Below are 17,728 nucleotides of genomic sequence, written 5' to 3' on the forward strand. Positions count from 1 at the left end.
GCATGGCCCGCATCCTCATTGTCAGCCCCGGCAGCCCGTGCCGCAATCCGCGCCCCGTCAAGGAGGCGCAGACGCTGGGCGCGGCCGGACATGATGTGGTGCTGCTTACCGTGAGCGAGTCGCCCGAGCTGGATGTCCTGGAAAAGAACCTCACCGCGGGTGCGGCCTACCGGCACGAAACGGTCGGCCGGGACCCGTCTCGTGTGGCGAAGCTGCTCCAGCGGGTGGGCATCCGGCTGGCGGTGCAGGCGACCATCGCCGGCTTCGAGACGCTCCATGCCCTTGGCGCGGTCGCGGCGCTGCGCCGTCGCGCCCGGGCCATTCCCGCCGACCTGACCATCGTGCACAACGAGCTGCCCCACTGGATCGGCTGCATCCTGTTGGACGAGGGCCGCCGCGTCGCCGCGGATTTCGAGGACTGGCACTCCGAGGATTTGCTGCCGGCCGACCGCCGCGGCCGGCCGCTTGCACGCCTGCGCGAAGTCGAGCGCCGGCTGCTGCACGAGGCCGCCTACGTCTCGACCACGTCCGCGGCGCTCAGCGCGGCGCTCGCGGCGCGCTACGACAGTCCGCCGCCGGTGGTGATCACCAATGCGTTCCCGCTCCAATCGGAGCCGCGCTCCGGGCCGGCCGGCCAGCCGCCTGCGTTTTTCTGGTTCTCCCAAACCATCGGGCCCGGGCGGGGGCTCGAGGAATTTTGCGCCGCGTGGGCCCGGACGACGCATCCCAGCCGTCTGGTGCTGTTGGGGCAAATCCGCGGGAGCTTCGCCGAGCGGCTGCGGGCGGGCCTGCCGGCGGCCTTCCGCCCCCGCCTCGCGTTCCTGCCGCTGGTGCCCCCCGGCGATCTGCCCGCGGTCATCGCCCGGCACGACATCGGCCTCGCCCTCGAGCAGCCGGCCATTCCCAGCCGCGACCTCACGATCACGAACAAGATCCTGCAATACCTCAATGCGGGCCTGGCGGTGATCGCCTCGGGCACGGCCGGCCAGCGCGAGGTGTTGGCCCGCGCCCCCGGTGCGGGCCTGGCCGTGGATCCGGCCCAGCGCGAGGCGTTCACCCGGCAGCTCGACACCCTGCTCGCCGACCGGGCGCAAATCGGAGCGATGGGCGCCGCCGCCCGGCGGGCCGCTGAGACCGTCTATTGCTGGGAAAAAGAATCGCCCCGGCTGATCGCGCGGGTGGAGGCGGCGCTTGCGCCGCCCCGCCGCAAACCCTGACATTACCCCGGACCATGCCCCGGCTCCTGATTGTCTCCCCGCACTTTCCCCCGGTGAACACGCCGGACATGCAGCGCGTGCGGATGAGCCTGCCGTATTTTGTCGATGCGGGCTGGGAGGTGGTGGTCCTCACCGTCGACGACCGGCAGCCGCTCGCTCCCGTGGAGCCCGACCTGCTCGCCACCGTGCCGCGGCCGGTCCGCGTGGTGCGGACGGGGGCCTTTTCCCGCAACTGGTCGCGTTACCTCGGCATGAACAACCTCGGCTTGCGCACGCTGCCTCACCTCTACCTCCGCGGCCGGCAGCTGCTCAAGAAGGAAGCCTTCGACCTCGTCTATTTTTCCACCACCCAGTTCATCGTCTGCGTCCTCGGCCGGGTCTGGCACATGGAATTCGACACGCCCTACGTCATCGACCTGCAGGATCCCTGGCTGAGCGACTACTACCAGCAGCCGGGCGCGCCACCGCCGCCGGGCGGCTGGAAATACCACTTCTCGCATGCACTGGCCAAGCACCTCGAGCGCTGGACGCTGCGCCAGTGCGCGCACGTCGTCAGCGTTTCCGGGCATTACCTGCTCGCCCTGCGCCAGCGCTACCGCTGGTTTCACGAGGATTCCGGCTCCGTGCTGACCTTTGGCGCGCCGGACGAGGATTTTGCCGTCGCGCGGGAAAAACGGACGACAGCGCCGGCCCTGCTGCCCGCCACCGCCAGCATCAAGATCGCCTACGCCGGCCGGCTGGGCCCGGACATGCGCCCGGCCCTCGACGTCCTCTTTGCCGCCATCGCGCGATTCAAGGACGCGCCCCGGCCGTTTGAGCTGTTCTTTTTCGGCACTTCCTATGCTCCGGCGGGCCAGGGCGCGGCGTCGACGACCGACCTGGCGGCCCGCCATGGCATCAGCCACCTCGTGCACGAAAAAACGGCGCGCATCGGCTACATCGATTCGCTCCGCATCATGCTGGAGACCGATCTGGCGCTCCTGCTCGGCTCCGAAGATCGCGCCTATTCTCCTTCGAAGGTCTATCCCACGCTGCTCGCGAGCCGGCCGACGCTGGCGGTCGCCCCCGCCAACAGCGTGCTGGAAGCCAAGATCCAGGAACTGGGCGGGGCGGCGCTGATCACCTTTGCGCCGGGCGCGGGCGGGGCGGCCGACGCCGCGCAAAACCTGTCGGCGCTGCTGGCCGGTTTCGCCGGGAATCCCGGCCGGCCGCTCGGCGCCCCTCCGCAGCTGGCCGTGCTGGAGCAGCAATATTCGGCGGCCGCCATCGCCCGGCGCCAGCTGGAGGTTTTCAACCGCTTGATTGCGCGATCCCGCACCACCCCACCCCCTCTGCCAGTGGCGGAATATTGGCCCACCTTGCCGCCCCTCCAGCCATGAAGAACGTCCTCCGTCGGGTGCTCGGCGTCGGACTGGCCTGGTTGCTGCGCCTGCGCAGCCAGCCCTATCCCTTTCCGCCCGGGGTGGCACTCGTGCTGGCTCCGCATGCGGATGACGAAACCCTCGGATGCGGCGGCCTGCTGGCGCTCAAGCAAGCGCGGGGCGACGCGGTCCGGGTGGTATTTGTCACGGACAGCGCCGGCTCGCCGGCGGTGCCCGGGCTGTCCGCCCGGCGCCGGGACGAGGCCCTCGCCGCGCTGGCAACGCTCGGGCTCGCGCACGACTGCGCTCATTTCCTCGGCGCCCCCGACGGGCGGTTGAACTCTCTGGCCCCGGCGGAGGGGGCGAGACTGACCGCCGCCCTCGCGGCGCTGCTGGCAAAACTCCAGCCCGCGGAAGTCTTCGTCCCCTATCTCGGCGGCGGCAGCAGCGAGCACGATGCCACCGTCCAGCTTGCCCGGGTGGCCCTCGCGTCGGCGGGAATGTCCCCGCGGGTCTGGGAGTATCCCGTGTGGGCGTGGTGGAATCCCGCCCGTCTGGCCGGGCAGCTGGCGCAACCCGCGCAAAACTTCCATCTCAAGCTGGGGGCCGTCCGCGCCCGGAAGCGCGCGGCCCTCACCTGCCACGCCAGCCAGTGCGCCGGCCGGCCGCCGGCCCTGCCCAGCGTGCTCGCCGCGCTGTGCACCGGCCCGGTCGAATTCTACTTTCACCGGCAGCCCTGAACCCGCCATGGATTCCCTCAAACGCCTCCCCTCGCGCCTGTGGCAAAAATTCGTCGGGGACCCGGCGGGCCTCGGCCGCCCGGCCCCGGCGGAGGTGTTCGACCGCGAATACCGCAGCGGCAGCTGGGATCATTTCTCCGACTCCACCGAATTGCCGCGCTACCTGGCGCTCGCCGGCGCCATTCACCACCACTACCCCGAAAAGCCGGCCGTGCTCGACCTCGGTTGCGGCAACGGGCGGCTGGCCGAGGTTTTCCAACCCCACCCGTTCTCGCGCTATGTGGGTGTGGATCTGTCAACCGCGGGCCTCGAGCGCGCGCGGACCCTCGCCCTGCCCCGCGTGGAATTTCTCCTCGGCGACTACGAGACCTGGCGGCCCGCGGGCCGCTTCGATGCCATCGTATTCAACGAGAGCATCGGGTATGCCCGCGATCCGGCCGCCACCCTGGCGGCGTTCCGCGCGGTGCTCACGCCCGGCGGACTTTTCTTCATCTCGCTGTTCCGCTTTGGCCACGCCGCGGCCCAATGGCGCCGCCTGGCCGGCATCTGCGCCACCGTGGCGGCGGCGGCCGTGACGGACGCGTCCGGCGAAAAAACCTGGGACATCAAGGTGCTGCGCCCCCGCCCATGAAGCGCGTCCTGATCATCAGCCCCCACTTTCCGCCGGTGAACGCCCCGGACTGCCAGCGCGTGCGGATGAGCCTGCCCTATTACCGCCAGTTCGGCTGGGATCCGGTGGTGCTCGCCGTGCATCCCAAGCACCGCTCCGACTGGCGGGACGAATCCCTGCTGGCGGGCCTGCCCGGCGATGTGCCGATCCACTACTGCGGGGCGCTGCCGACGGCGCTCACCCGCCTGATTGGCATCCAGAACATCGGCCTGCGCTGCGCCGCGTTCCTCAGCCCGCGCGGGCTGGAGCTGCTCACCCAGCAGTCCTTCGACCTGGTGTTCTTCAGCACCACGCAATATCTCGTGACCCCGCTCGGGCGCATCTGGCGCCGGCAGACGGGCGTGCCCTATGTGATCGACCTGCAGGATCCCTGGCGCAGCGACTACTATGAGCGGCCGGGCGCGCCGCCGCCGCCCGGCGGCTGGAAATACCAGTTCGCGCGGCTCACGGCCTGGCTCTGCGAGGAGCGGACCTTCCGCGACGCGGCGGGCTTCATGAGCGTGTCGCACCATTATTTCCGCGAGCTGCAGGGGCGTTATCCGTGGTTTGCCAGCCGGCTGCAAACGGTGATCCCGTTCGGCGGACCCCAGGCCGATTTTGATTTCCTCCGCCAGCATCCCGCGCCTTCGTCGATCCCGCTGAACCCCGCCGGCTGCATCCACTGGGTCGCCGCCGGCAGTCTCAGCCCCTCCTTCAGTCATGCCCTGCGCGTGTTGTTTGCCGGCCTGCGGCGCCTGCGGCAGCAAAATCCGGCCCTGGCCCAGCGGCTGCGCCTTCATTTTGCCGGCACCAGTTACGCCCCTCCCGATCAGGCGCCCTTGACGGCAAAGCCGATTGCGGAACTCTATGGCGTCGGCGACCTCGTCACCGAATATCCCGTGCGCATCGGTTATCTCGACTCCCTGCGCCTGATGCAGGCCGCCGACGGCCTGCTGCTGCTGGGCTCGGACGACCTCACCTATTCACCCTCGAAGATTTATCCCAGTTACATGACCGACCGGCCCATCCTGGCCCTTGTCCATCACGGCAGCCTGCTCGGCGAGCTGCTCGAACGCCTGCGCTGCGCGCGGCTGGTCACCCTGCTGGTCCCGGGCAAGGAGACCGAGCCGGCCGGTGAGGTCGCCGGATTCTTCCAGGCCGTGGCGGAACAGCGCAACGCGAGCCACGAGCAGCCGGCGCGCGATTCCCGCTGGTTCCAGGAGCACCTGCTCGCCGAGGTCTCCACCCGGCGGCAATGCGCCCTGTTCGACGAAGCCGTGGCCCGGGCGGGCCGCGCCTGAATTACATCCATGGAATACGTCAGCCGCACGCCCCTGCCCGACGAGACCGCGATGGACTACGCCATGCTCGGCGGCGCCCACGCCGAGCGCGGCCGCCGCCTCTTTGCCACCGGCCTGGTGCTGCTCGGCGTCATTCTGCTGTATCTGGTCTACACGGCCCAGGTGGATGACATTCTCCACCTGGGACTAGGGTTGATCATGTTCACCCTGTCCGTGCTCCCCTCGCTCCTGTGGGCCCGTGCCGGCGGCAGCCGGTTTCCGGTTTTTGAAACCATTCTCATCCTTTGCGCCAGCGCCTATGCCATGCCGGTGTTGAATGCCCGCGAGCAACTCGCCGGCTATTCCCCGGACGTGATCACCAAGGCCAGCCTGACGGTGATCCTCTACCAATTGAGCGCGATCCTGACCTATGTCGGCACGCGCGGCGTGCCGGGCCGGACCCCGTTCTGGCGCGAATCCCTCATCACCAACCGGGTCGAGAAGCTGATGGTCTACGGTCTCCTCCTTTCCAGCACCTACATCTGGATCAGCACCTTCACCACCTGGATACCCGGTGACCTCGAGAGCATCCTGCGCGCCATTTTTTACGGCGTGAGCATCCTGTGCACCTTTGTCAGCAGCCAGCGGTGGGGGCGGGGCGAGCTGACGCAGACCGAAAAGGCCGTGGTGCTGTGCACGGTGATTCCCCAGATGATCATGATGAGCGTCGGCCTCATCCTGATCTCCTCCATCAGCCTGCTCGGCATCGCGCTGCTCGGCTACCTCTGCGGGGGGAAGCGCATTCCCTGGCTTGTCGTCATCATCACCTTCCCCGTGCTGGCCGTGCTGCACACCGGCAAGACCCGGATGCGGGAGATATACTGGCAGGCGGACGTCCCCGCGCCCACCCTGACCCAGCTGCCGGCCTATTATGCCGAGTGGATTGATTTCGGGCTTCAGCCGACCAGTGGCGACAAAACGATCGGCCACAAGATGCTCGAGCGCACGTCGCTGATGCACCTGCTCTGCCTCATCATCGACTACACCCCGGGGCGGCAGGATTACCTGTATGGCAAGACCTATGCCTATGTCCTGCCCCAGCTGATTCCCCGGTTCTTCTGGCATGACAAGCCCCGCTCCCATGTCGCCACCTACGCACTGGCCATTTACTACGGATTGCAACGCGAGGAAGACACGGCGACCACCACCATCGCCTTCGGTCTCGTCACGGAAGCCTACGCCAATTTCGGCCTGTTCGGTGCGCTCATGCTCGGGGTGTTCTGGGGCTTCTGGCTGAAAAAGCTGCAGATTTGGTCGACCTTCAGCCCCATGTTCTCCTTTGCCGGGCTGCTGATGGTCCTGCTGACCGCCTGGGCCTTCAATGCCGAGCTGACCTTGGCGGCTTGGGTGTCGTCATTGCAGCAGGCCGTCATCGCGGTTCTCGGCCTGCCGCTGCTCATTCGCAGCTTTTTCGGCAACTGACCGGTTCATGCGCCGCCTCGCCGTCATCCTGTCGCACCCGGTGCAATACTACAGCCCGTGGTTCCGCTGGCTGCGGGCGAACACGCCGCTTGAGTTCCGCGTGTTCTACCTTTGGGAGTTCGGCGTCACCGCGCAGCGCGACCGGCAGTTCGGGACCACCTTCCAATGGGACGTGGATCTCCTCGCCGGCTACGAATCCGAATTCGTGCCGAACGTCGCGCGCGATCCGGGCACGCACCATTTCGGTGGGCTCGACAACCCGGCGCTGGTCGACCGCCTCGCCGCGTGGCATCCCGGGGCCGTGCTGCTCTTCGGCTACAACTGGCGTTCGCACCAGCGCGCGCTCTGGTGGGCGCGCCGCCACGGCGTTCCCCTGCTTTTCCGCGGTGATTCCCACCTCCTCGGCCGGACGGGCCTGCCCTTCCTGCGCCGCCAGCTGCTCCGGTTCCTCTACCGCCAGTTCGCCGCGCTCACCTATGTCGGCGCCGCCAACCGGGACTACTTCCGGGCGTTGGGCGTGCCGGAAAAAAAGCTCTTCTTCGCCCCCCACTCGGTCAATGCCGCACACTTCGATCCCGCCGACCCGGCCCCGCAGGCCGCGGCAGACCGGCTGCGGGCCGATCTCGGCCTCGCGGGCAAGCGCGTCGTGCTCTTCGCCGGCAAGTTCTCGGCCGCCAAGCAGCCCGCGGAACTGCTCGCGGCCTTCCAACATGTGGCCACCTCCGCCGACGCGCTGCTCTTTGTCGGCGACGGCGACGAGCGGTCGCGGCTGCAGAAACTCGCGGCCGCGCACCCCGCCACCCACGTCCGCTTCCTGCCCTTTGCCAACCAGAGCGAAATGCCGGCGCGCTACCGGCTGGCCGACATCTTTGTGCTGCCCTCGCGCGGCCACTATGAGACGTGGGGCCTCGCGGTGAACGAGGCGATGCACCTCGGCGTGCCCTGCCTGGTTTCGGACCTGGTCGGCTGTCAGCGCGATCTGGTCACGCCCGGCGAAACGGGCTGGGTTTTCCCGGCGGCGGACCCGGCCGCCTTGGCCGCCGCGCTGCGCACCGCCTTGCGCACGCCACCCGAGGAAATGTCGCGGCTTCGCCGAAATGCGTGCGCGACCGCCGGGCGTTACACCTACCAGCAGACCAGCGACGGCCTGCTCGCCGCCCTGGCCAGCCTGCCACCGGCCTGAACCATGCGCCTTCACCCGAGCCTAAGTATACTATTAGTTGACATCAACTGACGGCCCGCGAACCCATGCGCATCACCATTGTCAGCGGTTTCTTCCTGCCCATGCCTCCGGTTGGCGGCGGGGCCACGGAAAAATCCTGGCACCGGCTCGGGCAGGAGTTCGCCGCGCGCGGCCACAAGGTGACCATGATCTCGCGCCGCTGGCGGGGCTTTCCCCACGACGAGACCGGCGCCGGCATCCGGCATCTGCGCCTGCCCGGCTGGGACCACCAGAGCAGCCTGCTGCGCAACCTGCTGCTCGATTTCTGGTGGAGCTGGCGCGTGTTCTTTGCCCTGCCGAACGCTGACATCGTCGTGGTCAACGCCGTTGCGCTGCCGGTCTGGCTTGGCTGGCTGAAACCCCGGGCCGGACGGGTGGTCATCATGACCGGCCGCATGCCGAAGGGCCAGTATCGCCGCTACCGCGCCATCGCCCGGGTGCTGGCGGCGAGCAGTTATGTTCGCGACCGCGTGCTGGCGGAAAACCCCGGCCTGGCCCCGGTCACGCAGCTCTACGGCTATCCCATCGACTGGCGGATGCTGAACGAATCCGCCGGCAGCGCCCCGCCGACGATGCCGCCGTTCGCAGCCACCGAGGTTGTGTTCGGGTTTGTCGGTCGCATCCATGAGGAGAAGGGGCTCATGCTCCTGACCGAGGCGCTCCAACTCCTGGCCGCCCAACCCGGCTTGCCACCCTGGCGCCTGTTGCTGTGCGGCCCGACCGATGTGGCCCGCGGCGGTTCCGGCCCCGGGTTCCGCAGCCGGTTGATGCGGCAGCTCTCCGCCGTGATGCCCACCGAGCGCTTCCATCTGCTGGACCCGCAGTTCAACGAGCGCACGCTGGCCGGGGTCTATCACCGCCTGCAGGTTTTCTGCTACCCCAGCCTCGCCGCGCAGGGCGAGACTTTCGGCGTCGCCGTGGCCGAGGCCATGGCCGCCGGCGCCGTGCCGGTCGTGTCGCGGCTCGCCTGCTTCACCGATTTCGTGCGCGACGGGCAGAACGGCCTGGTCTTCGATCACGACGCCCCCGATGCTGCGGCCCGGCTGGCCGATGCCCTCCGCCGCCTGTTGACCGACGCCGACCTGCGGACCCGTCTGGCCGCGGCGGCCCGGCAGGACGTCAGTTCCTATGATTACGCCGCGTATGCCGGACGTCTGCTCGCCGACTTCGAGCAGTTGACCGCCCCCGCAAAGCCCGCATCCTCCGCCTCGTGAGCGCCCCCTACCTCGGCCAGGATTGCACCACGCCCTACCCGAAGTCGGCCGTCATTGGCCGCTGGCTGTGGCTGGTCGTCCAATCCACGCTGTTCCGCTGGAGTCCCCGCCCGTTCCACGGTTTCCGCGCGGCGTTGCTGCGCCTGTTCGGCGCCGACATCACCGGTCCGGTCGTGATTTTCCCCACCGCCCGCGTCGTCTTTCCGAAAAACCTCTCGCTCGCGCCGCACAGCATGGTCGGCCCGCACGTCAACCTCTACAACCTCGCCCGCATCCGCCTCGAGACCGGCGCCAACCTGAGCCAGCACTGCCACCTGTGCGCCGGCACGCACGATTTCACGCAATGGTCCATGCCGCTGGTCACCAAGCCGATCGTCATCGGCCCCAACGTCTGGCTCGGGGCCGACGTCTTTGTCGGCCCCGGCGTCACGATCGGCGAACTCTGCGTCGTCGGCGCCCGCTCGGTCGTGGTGAAGGACCTGCCCGCCCGGCAGGTTTGCGTCGGCTCGCCGTGTCGCCCGGTCAAGCCCCGGCCCGACCCGGTCTGAATTGTCACCACGACGGCACGACGACACCACGATGAAGCCCATCACCTCCCTTTCGGTTGAGACCGAATCGGTCGCGTCGGGCGCTATTGAATGTGCCTTTAGGGTTCACCGGCAACTGGGACCGGGGCTGCTCGAATCTGTTTATGAGGCCTGTCTCCTGCACGAACTGAAAAAATCAGGACTTCGATTCGAAAGCCAAAAAATCCTTCCTGTGATCTATGATGACCTGAAGTTGGAAACCGGTTTACGGCTCGATGTCGTCGTGCAGGAACAAGTCGTCTTGGAGCTCAAAGCCGTGGAGGCGTTGCTGCCGATTCATCAAGCGCAGGTGCTCACTTATCTAAAGCTGACGGGCTTCCGTCTCGGCTTGCTCATCAATTTCAACACGGTGCTGCTTAAGGATGGCATCAGGCGCGTGGTGTTGTGACTGCGTTGTGCCGTAGTGTCGTCGTGGTTCAACTCTAATGCGCGTCTGCCATATTGTGCCCAGCCTTGAGGAGCGTCACGGCGGGCCTTCGCGGTCGGTCCGCGCCCTCGCCAACGCCGGGGCGGCGCTGGGTGAATCGGTCGAGTTGCTGGCCACCCTTGAGGCGGGCCAGACGGTGGCGGGCGGCGAGGACCTCGCGACGGTCCGCACCTTTCCGCGAGTGGCCCCGCGCTGGCTTTCGCGTTCGCCGGAGATGCGCCGTTACCTGCAGGACACTCCCGCCGATATCGTGCACCATCACTCGCTCTGGCTGCTGCCGCTGCGCTATGCCGGCGAGGCGGCGCGCCGGCAATCCGTGCCGCTGGTAATCTCGCCGCGCGGCATGATGAGTGGCTGGGCCTACCGGCACCGGCGCGGCCGCAAGCGCCTGGCCGAGTGGCTGGTCCATCCCGGCGCCTTCGCCGCCGCGGCCGGCTGGCATGCCACCAGCCCGGAGGAACGCGCTGACATCCAAGCCCTCGGGTTCAAGCAGCCGGTCTGCGTCTCGCCCAACGGCGTGTCGTTGCCGGGCGAGGCCGAACTCGCCGCCGCCCGCGCCGCCTGGCACCAGCTCTGCCCCGCGACCCGGGCGCGGCCCGTCGCGCTCTTCTATTCGCGCCTGCACCGGAAAAAGCGCGTGCGCGAGCTGATCGACCTTTGGCTGGCCGCCTCGCGCGGCGACTGGCTGCTGCTCGTTGTGGGTGTCGCGGAGGACTACACTCCCGCCGAACTCGCCGCGAATGTGGCCGCGGCAGGCGCGCAGGACCGCGTGGCGGTCTTTGACGGCGCCGGCCGGCCACCGCCCTACGCGGCGGCCTCGTTGTTCGTGCTGCCGTCCCATTCGGAAAATTTCGGCCTGGTCATCGCCGAGGCCCTCGCCGCCGGAGTGCCCGCGCTGGTGACCGACACGACCCCTTGGACAGGTCTCGCCAAGAGCGGCTGCGGCTGGTGCACGCCGTGGGAAAACTACGGCACCGCGCTAACGGCGGCGCTGGCCACCCCCGCCGCCGAACTGACCGCAATGGGCCGGCGCGGCCGCGACTGGACCGCCCGTGAGTTTTCCTGGGCGCGGGCCGCCGGCCTGCTCAATGAATTCTACCGCCACCTCCGCCATGAGCGCCGCTGACCCCACCCATCGCCGTCGCAGCGCCGGCTGGCTGGAAAAGCTGGTGCTGTTTCACTTCGGCAGCCTCCTGGTTTTCACCACGTGGGCCTTCGGCGGGCAGGCGCCCTGGGTGCGGCAAGGCATCGCCGGCTGGGGTGCCGGGGGCGTGCTGCTGTTCATCGTGGCCTGCGTGCGCCGGAACAAATCCACCGGCGACCAGCCCTGGCCGGCGCTGCGCTATCTCTGGCCGCTGTGGCTCTACGACCTGCTCGTGATCATCAGCTGCTTCAACCCGGGCTTCAAGGAGCAGATGATTGCGGGTGAGCGCTCGCTGGTCATGGCCAATCCCATCCCCTGGCTGCCGACCGCGGCACTGCCGGGGCTGGCGTGGAAGGAGCTGTGGCAGTTCAACGTCATCGTGCTGTCCTGCTTCAACCTGTTCCTCGTGCTGCCCGGCCGCCGGTTCGTGCGCGGCGTCCTTTTCCTGATTGGCGGCAACGCCGTCTCGCTGGCCGTGTTCGGCACCTTTCAGAAACTCGCCGGGGCCAAGGGACTGTGGTTTGGCCTCGTGGCGTCGCCCAACAGCCGCTTCTTCTCCACCTTCATCTACCACAACCACTGGGGCGCGTTCACCCTGCTGAACACGGCCGTGTGCCTCGCCCTGCTCTTCCACGCCCTTCGCCGCGGCGGCCAGCGCGATCTCTGGCATTCCCCCGTCCTGATGGGGGCCGTCGTCACCCTGTTGCTGGCCGCCTCGGTGCCGCTTAGCGCCTCGCGCTCCTGCACCGTGCTCATCGGGCTGCTCTTGCTGGGCGCCCTGACGCACTTCCTGCTCCGGGTCGTCCGGCGGCAGCGAGAGCGGCACGCGTCGGTCCTGCTGCCGGTCGCAAGCATTGTCCTGGCGGCGCTGCTCGCCGCCACCGCCATCGCGTGGCTGGGCCGCGGCGCCATTGCCCAGCGGTTGGAGCAAACCACTGCGCAGCTCGCGCCGGGCGCCCGGGAAGTCACCTTCGGCTCCCGGCTCACGCTTTATCGTGACACCTGGCGCATGGCGTCAGAAAAGCCCTGGTTCGGCTGGGGTTTGGAAAGCTACGCCCACGTCTTCCGTGTCTTCAACACCCAGCGCACCACGGAGATCGTCTTCTGGATCCCCTTCTACGCCGAGGCCCACAACGACTGGCTGCAATCGCTGGCCGAGGTCGGTTTCGTGGGCACCGGCTTGCTGGCCCTGCTCGTCCTGCTGCCCCTGTGCGCGATCCCCTGGCGCCGGGCCGGATCGACCGTGCCGCGCTATCTCCTGACCGGCTGCGGCCTCGTGCTGCTCTACGCGTGGGTCGAATTCCCCTTCGCCAATCCCGCCGTCATGCTCACCTTCTGCGCCCTGTTCTACTGCGCCCTGCGCTACGCACAGCTGGAACTGCAGGCCCAGCGGGAAGAGGCGGGTTCCAGCCATGGCTGACTCCCCGCCGGTCTCCATCCTCATCCTCACGCTCAATGAGGAGAAAAAACTTCCCGCCTGCCTGGCGGCCGTGGCGCGCTTTGACGATATCGTCGTGCTCGACTCCGGCTCGACCGACCGGACCGCGGCAGTGGCCCGGGCCGCCGGCGCCCGCGTTTTTGTCAACCCGTTCCGGGACTTTGCCAGCCAGCGCAACCATGCCCACGAGACGATCGCGTTCAAGCACCCCTGGGTGCTTCACCTCGATGCGGATGAGATCATGATGCCCGAACTGGCGGCCGAGTGCACCACGCTGGACCCGGCCGCCCCGCTGGACGGTTATTACATCGCCCCGCGCATGATGTTTCACGGCAACTGGCTGCGCCGCTGCACCGATTTCCCCGCCTGGCAGGCGCGCTGCGTGCGGGCCCGCGGCTTCCGTTTCATCCAGACCGGCCACGGCCAGCGGGAGGCGCCGGAGATGCGCATGGGCCGGCTCGCGGGCAATTATCTGCACGACATTTCCGTCGACGACATCGCCGAGTGGGAGGCCCGTCACCAGCGCTACGCCCGCCAAGAGGCGAGCCAGTTCCTCGCCGCGCCCGAGACGCTCGGACAGACCTTGCAAAAACTCCTCGCCGGCGCGCCGCTCGCGCGCCGGCGCGCGCTCAAGCGCCTGAGCTACCACCTGCCGGCCCGGCCGCTCATGCGTCTGCTCTACCAGTATGTGCTGCGCGGCGGCTTCCTGGATGGTGCCGGCGCCTGGCGCTACTGCCTCCTGCTGGCCCGCTATGAGCGGATCGCCGCGGCCGAAATCAAGCGCCAGCGCGCTGCCGGGCATGGATAAACCGCGCCTGATCCTGGTCAACCGCGTCTACTGGCCCTCGACCGCGGCCACGGCCCAGCTGCTCACCGACTTGGCGGAGGGTCTGGCCGCCCGCGGCTGGCCGGTGCACGTCATCGCCGCCGGCGAGGCCTCGACCCGCCACAAGGGCGTGACCATTCATCGCACCGGCGGGAGCGACCGGCACGGCGGCTTGTTCTCGCGACTGGTCAATTACGGGCATTTTCGTCGCGAAGCCCGACGGCAGCTCGCCGCGCTGCTCCAGCCGGGTGATGTTGTCGTGGTCATGACCGACCCGCCGATGCTCGGGGCCGCCCTGACCGGCCTGGCCGGGCAGCGCGGGGCGTCCGTCGTCCACTGGATCCAGGACATCTACCCGGAGATTGTCTCGGCGCATGTCGGCGCGCTCGCGGCCCTGCCGCTCAGTCCCTTGCGGGCCCGGCGCGATGCGGCGTGGCGCGCGGCCCGCGCCTGCGTGACCCTGGGCGAGGACATGGCGCAACTGGTGCGGGAGCGCCAGGTGCCGGCGGACCGCATCGCCCTCGTGCCCAATTGGGCGCCGCGCGAGCTGCATGAACCGGCCGCAACGGAAGCCATCACCGCGCGTCGCCTGGCCTGGGGCGTGGGCGACAAGTTCGTCATCGCCTACTCCGGCAACCTCGGACGCGTGCACGAGTTCACCGCCGTGCTCGCGGCCGCCGAACGCCTGAAGGCGCAGCGCAACATCGTCTTCCTGTTCATCGGCACCGGGGCCCGCTTCGAGGAGATCCGCACGGCGGCCGCCGCGCGTGGGCTGGACAATGTCCGGTTGCTCCCGCCCGCGCCACGCGCCGAACTCGCCGCCGCCCTCGCCGCCGCGGACGTCCAGCTGGTGACGCTCAAGCCCGCGTTCGGCCGGCTGGTCTATCCCAGCAAGCTCGCCGGCGTCCTGGCGGCCGCCCGTCCCGTGCTGTTCGTCGGGCCGCCGGAAGGCGAAATCGCCCGGTTTCTGGCGCGCGCGCAATGCGGCGCGGCCGTCGGCCCCGATGACGGGACCCGCCTGGCCGGCTTGATCGCCGAATGGCGCGCCGACCCGGCGCGTTGTGCGCACCTCGGCCGGCAGGCGCGCGCCGCCTACGAGCGCCATTTCACCTTTGATTCGGCCCTGGCGGCTTGGGAGACGATCCTGCACCACGCCCGAGGAAAGTAGGTCGGGCCCATAAAGCCCGACCTACGGCACAAACCGAGGCCGGGACCCGAAGTTCAGTTGCTATGAGGGGAAACCGCCGCGTAATGCTCACGCCATGATCCAGGGAAGAACCATCACCTTCATCCTCGTCCTGCTGGACGCGCTCGCGGTGGTGGTGGCGTTCAACAGCGTCGCCTGGGCGTGGGGCGTGCTGCAGTGGGAGGGATTCATCCTGGTGCCGCTGGCCCTGCCCGCGTTGATGCACTTTCTGGCCGTCTATCTCATCGATGGCTACAATCCGCGGACGGACATGATGTCGGTCACCTATACCAGCCTGCACACCATCGCGCTGGTCTTCGTCCTGCTGTTCACGCTGCTGCTCACCTACGCCTTCATTCCGGCGGGTTTCGCCCTGCAGGTCAGCCGCCTCGTCATCACGGGCTCCTGCCTGACGCTGATCCCGGTCACCCTGCTCTACCGGCGGTTTTTCTACCAGCGGCAGCTGGCGCACAAGCAGCAGCGCTATTTCCTGTTTCTGGGCACGCCGGAGAACTGCGTGGCCTTCAAGGAAGAATGCCGCAAGACCGGCATGCAGCAGTCCGTGCTCTACGCCACGCACTCCACCTTCGCCCGCGCCCTCACCCCGGCCACCCCCGCGGCCTCCGCGCCCCCCTTCGGCGACGTGGCGCACTACCTCGAGGAATACGAGGGCAATCTCGACGCCATCATCCTCCGCGAGACCAGCCAGGCCCTCCCGCCGGCGGTGGCCCAGAAACTGATGGAGTTGCATTTCTCCGGCGTGCCGACCTACACGCTCGAGCTGTTTCATGAGGTTTACTGGCGGAAAATCCCGCTCTACCGGCTGAACCAGACCTGGCTGTTTCAGGAAGGCTTCCAGATTGCCCGCGAACCGGTCTTCGAGCGCCTCAAGCGCATCAGCGACATCGGGCTGGCCGCCTTCGGCCTGCTGCTGGCGCTGCCGTTCTTCCCGTTCGTGGCGGCGGCGATCTGGCTCGATGACCGCGGGCCGGTCTTCTTCCGCCAGCCGCGCGTCGGCCGGAACCGCGTGCTCTTTGCCATCGTCAAGCTCCGCACCATGCGCGTGGGCGGCACCGGCAGCGACTATACGCAGAAGAACGACAACCGCATCACCCGCCTCGGCCGCTTCCTCCGCGCCAGCCGGCTCGACGAGGTGCCGCAGCTCTGGAATGTCCTCGTCGGCGACATGAGCCTGATCGGGCCGCGCGCCGAGTGGGTGCGGCTCGTCGAGGAGTATGAGAAGCAGATCCCGTGTTATCACTTCCGTCACCTGGTGAAACCGGGCATCACCGGCTGGGCCCAGGTGAACTATCCCTACGGGGCCAACCTCGAGGACACGCTCCGGAAACTGGAATACGATCTCTACTACATCCGCTATTTCTCGTTCGTGCTCGATGCCTCCATCGTCCTGAAGACGATTCACATCATGCTTTTTGGCAAGGGCCGGTGAAATACGCCTCCCGCGGATTGCGCGGATGCCCCGGATGGCTTTCTTCCTTAATCAGCGTTCATCCGCGTAATCCGCGGAGCATCTTCTCCTTTTTTGAAAACCTACGATTTCATCTGCATCGGCGGCGGCAGCGCCGGCTTCAACGCCGCCCGCGTCGCCGCCGGGCTTGGCCAAAGGGTTGCCGTCATCGATGGCGCCCGGCAGCTCGGCGGTCTCTGCATCCTGCGCGGCTGCATGCCGTCCAAGACCCTGATCTACGCCGCCGAGGTCCTGCACCACGCCCGGCACGCGGGCCGCTTCGGCCTGAGGGTCACCGGCGCCCGCGCCGACATGAAGGCGGTGCATGCCCGCAAGAAGCGCATCATCGCTGATTTCGCCCGTTACCGCGTGGACGCCCTCACCGGTGGCAAGTTCGACCTCTACCGGGCCTACGCGCGTTTCCTGGACCCGCATACGCTGGAGCTATCCGACGGCACCAAGCTCCGCGGGCGGCACTTCCTCATCGGCACCGGCTCCAAGGTCAGCGTCCCGCCGGTGCCGGGCCTGAAGGAGGCCAAGGCCTGGACCAGCGACGACGTGCTCGACCTCGACTTCCTGCCGAAGAGCGTGCTTGTGCTCGGCGGCGGCATCGTCGCCTGCGAGCTGGCCCAATACCTCAGCCGCATGGGCAGCAAGGTGACGCTCGTCCAGCGCAGCCCCAACATCCTGCGCGACCACTCCGACGACGCCTCCTGCGTCGTGCAGCAGGCCTTCCGCGACGAGGGCATCGAGCTGTTCACCGACACCAGGCTCCAGTCCGTCGCCGCGGACCGGCACGGCGCCACGGTGAAATTCCACCACGACGGCAAACTCGTGACGCGCCGCGCCGCACACCTCTTCAACGCCCTCGGCCGCGAACCCAACACCGCCGGCCTTAACCTCGCCGCCGCCGGCGTGAAAACCCGGCCCGACGGCCAGATCATCATCAACCGCTGGCAGCAGAGCAGCACCCCGCACATCTACGCCGCCGGCGACTGTTCCGGCCCGCACGAGATTGTCCATATCGCGATCGAACAGGGCATCCTCGCCGCCCGCCACGCCGTCAAGGCGAAAGGCCTCAAACCCGTGGACTGGTCGCTGCTCCTGAACGTCGTCTTCACCGATCCGCAGCTCGCCACCATCGGCCGGCTCGAACGCGATCTCGACGCGGCCGGCGTCAGCTATCTCACCGCCTCCCATCCCTTCAACGACCACGGCAAGTCCATCCTGATGGAGGCCAACTACGGCTACGTGAAGATCATCGCCGAGCCGAAGCGCGGACGCATCCTCGGCGCCGAGATCGTCGGCAAGGACGCCGGCGAGCTGATCCACGCCTTTTCCACCGCCCTCGCCCTGCGCGCCACGGTGCGCGACATGCTGCGCGCTCCCTGGTATCACCCGACGCTGGCCGAGATCGTCACCTACCCGCTCGAGGAGATCGCGGACAAGCTGGCGAAATAATCGCCGCCCTTCCCCGCCAAGGCGCG

At 68.2% G+C, this 17,728-nt stretch carries 16 protein-coding genes; all 16 read left to right on the forward strand.

Annotation, left to right across the window (positions count from 1 at the left end; translation table 11 throughout):
- The first annotated feature begins 2 nt into the window (after positions 1-2).
- The 16 genes from BLU29_RS17215 to BLU29_RS17290 all read left to right on the forward strand — a co-directional run bounded on the left by BLU29_RS17215 (position 3) and on the right by BLU29_RS17290 (position 17,702).
- Positions 3-1,217, forward strand: coding sequence for a glycosyltransferase (locus tag BLU29_RS17215; RefSeq protein ID WP_172830292.1), 1,215 nt, complete (start codon positions 3-5; stop codon positions 1,215-1,217).
- A gap of 14 nt (positions 1,218-1,231) precedes the next feature.
- The gene (locus BLU29_RS17220; RefSeq protein ID WP_091060560.1) at positions 1,232-2,596 is read left to right on the forward strand and encodes a glycosyltransferase; all 1,365 of its coding nucleotides are present in this window, start codon (positions 1,232-1,234) and stop codon (positions 2,594-2,596) included.
- Positions 2,593-3,318: a PIG-L family deacetylase gene (locus tag BLU29_RS17225; protein WP_091060562.1), complete on the forward strand. Its 726-nt coding sequence runs from the start codon at positions 2,593-2,595 to the stop codon at positions 3,316-3,318. Before BLU29_RS17220 ends, BLU29_RS17225 begins: the two co-directional genes overlap by 4 nt.
- A 7-nt stretch (positions 3,319-3,325) precedes the next feature.
- Positions 3,326-3,949: a class I SAM-dependent methyltransferase gene (locus tag BLU29_RS17230; protein WP_157693968.1), complete on the forward strand. Its 624-nt coding sequence runs from the start codon at positions 3,326-3,328 to the stop codon at positions 3,947-3,949.
- Positions 3,946-5,268 carry a glycosyltransferase gene (locus BLU29_RS17235; RefSeq protein WP_091060566.1) on the forward strand — a complete coding sequence of 441 codons (1,323 nt, stop codon included), beginning with the start codon at positions 3,946-3,948 and terminating at the stop codon, positions 5,266-5,268. Before BLU29_RS17230 ends, BLU29_RS17235 begins: the two co-directional genes overlap by 4 nt.
- A 9-nt stretch (positions 5,269-5,277) precedes the next feature.
- Positions 5,278-6,729, forward strand: coding sequence for a hypothetical protein (locus BLU29_RS17240; RefSeq protein WP_091060568.1), 1,452 nt, complete (start codon positions 5,278-5,280; stop codon positions 6,727-6,729).
- A gap of 7 nt (positions 6,730-6,736) precedes the next feature.
- Entirely contained in the window at positions 6,737-7,912 is a 1,176-nt protein-coding gene (locus tag BLU29_RS17245) for a glycosyltransferase family 4 protein (RefSeq protein ID WP_091060570.1), read from the forward strand.
- A gap of 65 nt (positions 7,913-7,977) precedes the next feature.
- Positions 7,978-9,165 (forward strand): glycosyltransferase family 4 protein, encoded by a 1,188-nt coding sequence (locus tag BLU29_RS17250; protein WP_091060573.1) that lies wholly within the window; start codon positions 7,978-7,980, stop codon positions 9,163-9,165.
- Positions 9,162-9,713, forward strand: coding sequence for a hypothetical protein (locus BLU29_RS18635; RefSeq protein WP_091060575.1), 552 nt, complete (start codon positions 9,162-9,164; stop codon positions 9,711-9,713). The genes BLU29_RS17250 and BLU29_RS18635 overlap by 4 nt, the downstream gene beginning before the upstream one ends.
- Positions 9,714-9,744: 31 nt before the next feature.
- A complete protein-coding gene (locus BLU29_RS17260; protein WP_091060578.1) occupies positions 9,745-10,140 on the forward strand; it encodes a GxxExxY protein in 396 nt (131 codons plus the stop codon).
- A 37-nt stretch (positions 10,141-10,177) separates the two neighbouring features.
- The gene (locus BLU29_RS17265; protein ID WP_091060579.1) at positions 10,178-11,305 is read left to right on the forward strand and encodes a glycosyltransferase; all 1,128 of its coding nucleotides are present in this window, start codon (positions 10,178-10,180) and stop codon (positions 11,303-11,305) included.
- Complete coding sequence (locus tag BLU29_RS17270; RefSeq protein ID WP_172830293.1) at positions 11,292-12,743, forward strand: O-antigen ligase family protein; 1,452 nt, start codon at positions 11,292-11,294, stop codon at positions 12,741-12,743. The genes BLU29_RS17265 and BLU29_RS17270 overlap by 14 nt, the downstream gene beginning before the upstream one ends.
- On the forward strand, positions 12,736-13,569 hold the full coding sequence (locus tag BLU29_RS18455) for a glycosyltransferase family 2 protein (protein WP_091060585.1): 834 nt from the start codon (positions 12,736-12,738) through the stop codon (positions 13,567-13,569). The genes BLU29_RS17270 and BLU29_RS18455 overlap by 8 nt, the downstream gene beginning before the upstream one ends.
- Positions 13,562-14,755, forward strand: coding sequence for a glycosyltransferase family 4 protein (locus BLU29_RS18230; protein ID WP_172830294.1), 1,194 nt, complete (start codon positions 13,562-13,564; stop codon positions 14,753-14,755). Before BLU29_RS18455 ends, BLU29_RS18230 begins: the two co-directional genes overlap by 8 nt.
- A 94-nt stretch (positions 14,756-14,849) precedes the next feature.
- A complete protein-coding gene (locus tag BLU29_RS17285) occupies positions 14,850-16,223 on the forward strand; it encodes an exopolysaccharide biosynthesis polyprenyl glycosylphosphotransferase (RefSeq protein WP_091060587.1) in 1,374 nt (457 codons plus the stop codon).
- A gap of 93 nt (positions 16,224-16,316) precedes the next feature.
- The gene (locus tag BLU29_RS17290) at positions 16,317-17,702 is read left to right on the forward strand and encodes an NAD(P)/FAD-dependent oxidoreductase (protein WP_091060590.1); all 1,386 of its coding nucleotides are present in this window, start codon (positions 16,317-16,319) and stop codon (positions 17,700-17,702) included.
- The last annotated feature ends 26 nt before the right edge of the window (positions 17,703-17,728 follow it).

The organism is Opitutus sp. GAS368 (assembly GCF_900104925.1).
Lineage (GTDB): Bacteria > Verrucomicrobiota > Verrucomicrobiia > Opitutales > Opitutaceae > Lacunisphaera.

What these genes read in the sequence shown, in the direction of transcription:
- BLU29_RS17215 (WP_172830292.1), top strand. Translation starts at nt 3, where the DNA reads ATGGCCCGCATCCTCATTGTCAGCCCCGGCAGCCCGTGCCGCAATCCG.
- BLU29_RS17220 (WP_091060560.1), top strand. Translation starts at nt 1,232, where the DNA reads ATGCCCCGGCTCCTGATTGTCTCCCCGCACTTTCCCCCGGTGAACACG.
- BLU29_RS17225 (WP_091060562.1), top strand. Translation starts at nt 2,593, where the DNA reads ATGAAGAACGTCCTCCGTCGGGTGCTCGGCGTCGGACTGGCCTGGTTG.
- BLU29_RS17230 (WP_157693968.1), top strand. Translation starts at nt 3,326, where the DNA reads ATGGATTCCCTCAAACGCCTCCCCTCGCGCCTGTGGCAAAAATTCGTC.
- BLU29_RS17235 (WP_091060566.1), top strand. Translation starts at nt 3,946, where the DNA reads ATGAAGCGCGTCCTGATCATCAGCCCCCACTTTCCGCCGGTGAACGCC.
- BLU29_RS17240 (WP_091060568.1), top strand. Translation starts at nt 5,278, where the DNA reads ATGGAATACGTCAGCCGCACGCCCCTGCCCGACGAGACCGCGATGGAC.
- BLU29_RS17245 (WP_091060570.1), top strand. Translation starts at nt 6,737, where the DNA reads ATGCGCCGCCTCGCCGTCATCCTGTCGCACCCGGTGCAATACTACAGC.
- BLU29_RS17250 (WP_091060573.1), top strand. Translation starts at nt 7,978, where the DNA reads ATGCGCATCACCATTGTCAGCGGTTTCTTCCTGCCCATGCCTCCGGTT.
- BLU29_RS17260 (WP_091060578.1), top strand. Translation starts at nt 9,745, where the DNA reads ATGAAGCCCATCACCTCCCTTTCGGTTGAGACCGAATCGGTCGCGTCG.
- BLU29_RS17265 (WP_091060579.1), top strand. Translation starts at nt 10,178, where the DNA reads ATGCGCGTCTGCCATATTGTGCCCAGCCTTGAGGAGCGTCACGGCGGG.
- BLU29_RS17270 (WP_172830293.1), top strand. Translation starts at nt 11,292, where the DNA reads ATGAGCGCCGCTGACCCCACCCATCGCCGTCGCAGCGCCGGCTGGCTG.
- BLU29_RS18455 (WP_091060585.1), top strand. Translation starts at nt 12,736, where the DNA reads ATGGCTGACTCCCCGCCGGTCTCCATCCTCATCCTCACGCTCAATGAG.
- BLU29_RS18230 (WP_172830294.1), top strand. Translation starts at nt 13,562, where the DNA reads ATGGATAAACCGCGCCTGATCCTGGTCAACCGCGTCTACTGGCCCTCG.
- BLU29_RS17285 (WP_091060587.1), top strand. Translation starts at nt 14,850, where the DNA reads ATGATCCAGGGAAGAACCATCACCTTCATCCTCGTCCTGCTGGACGCG.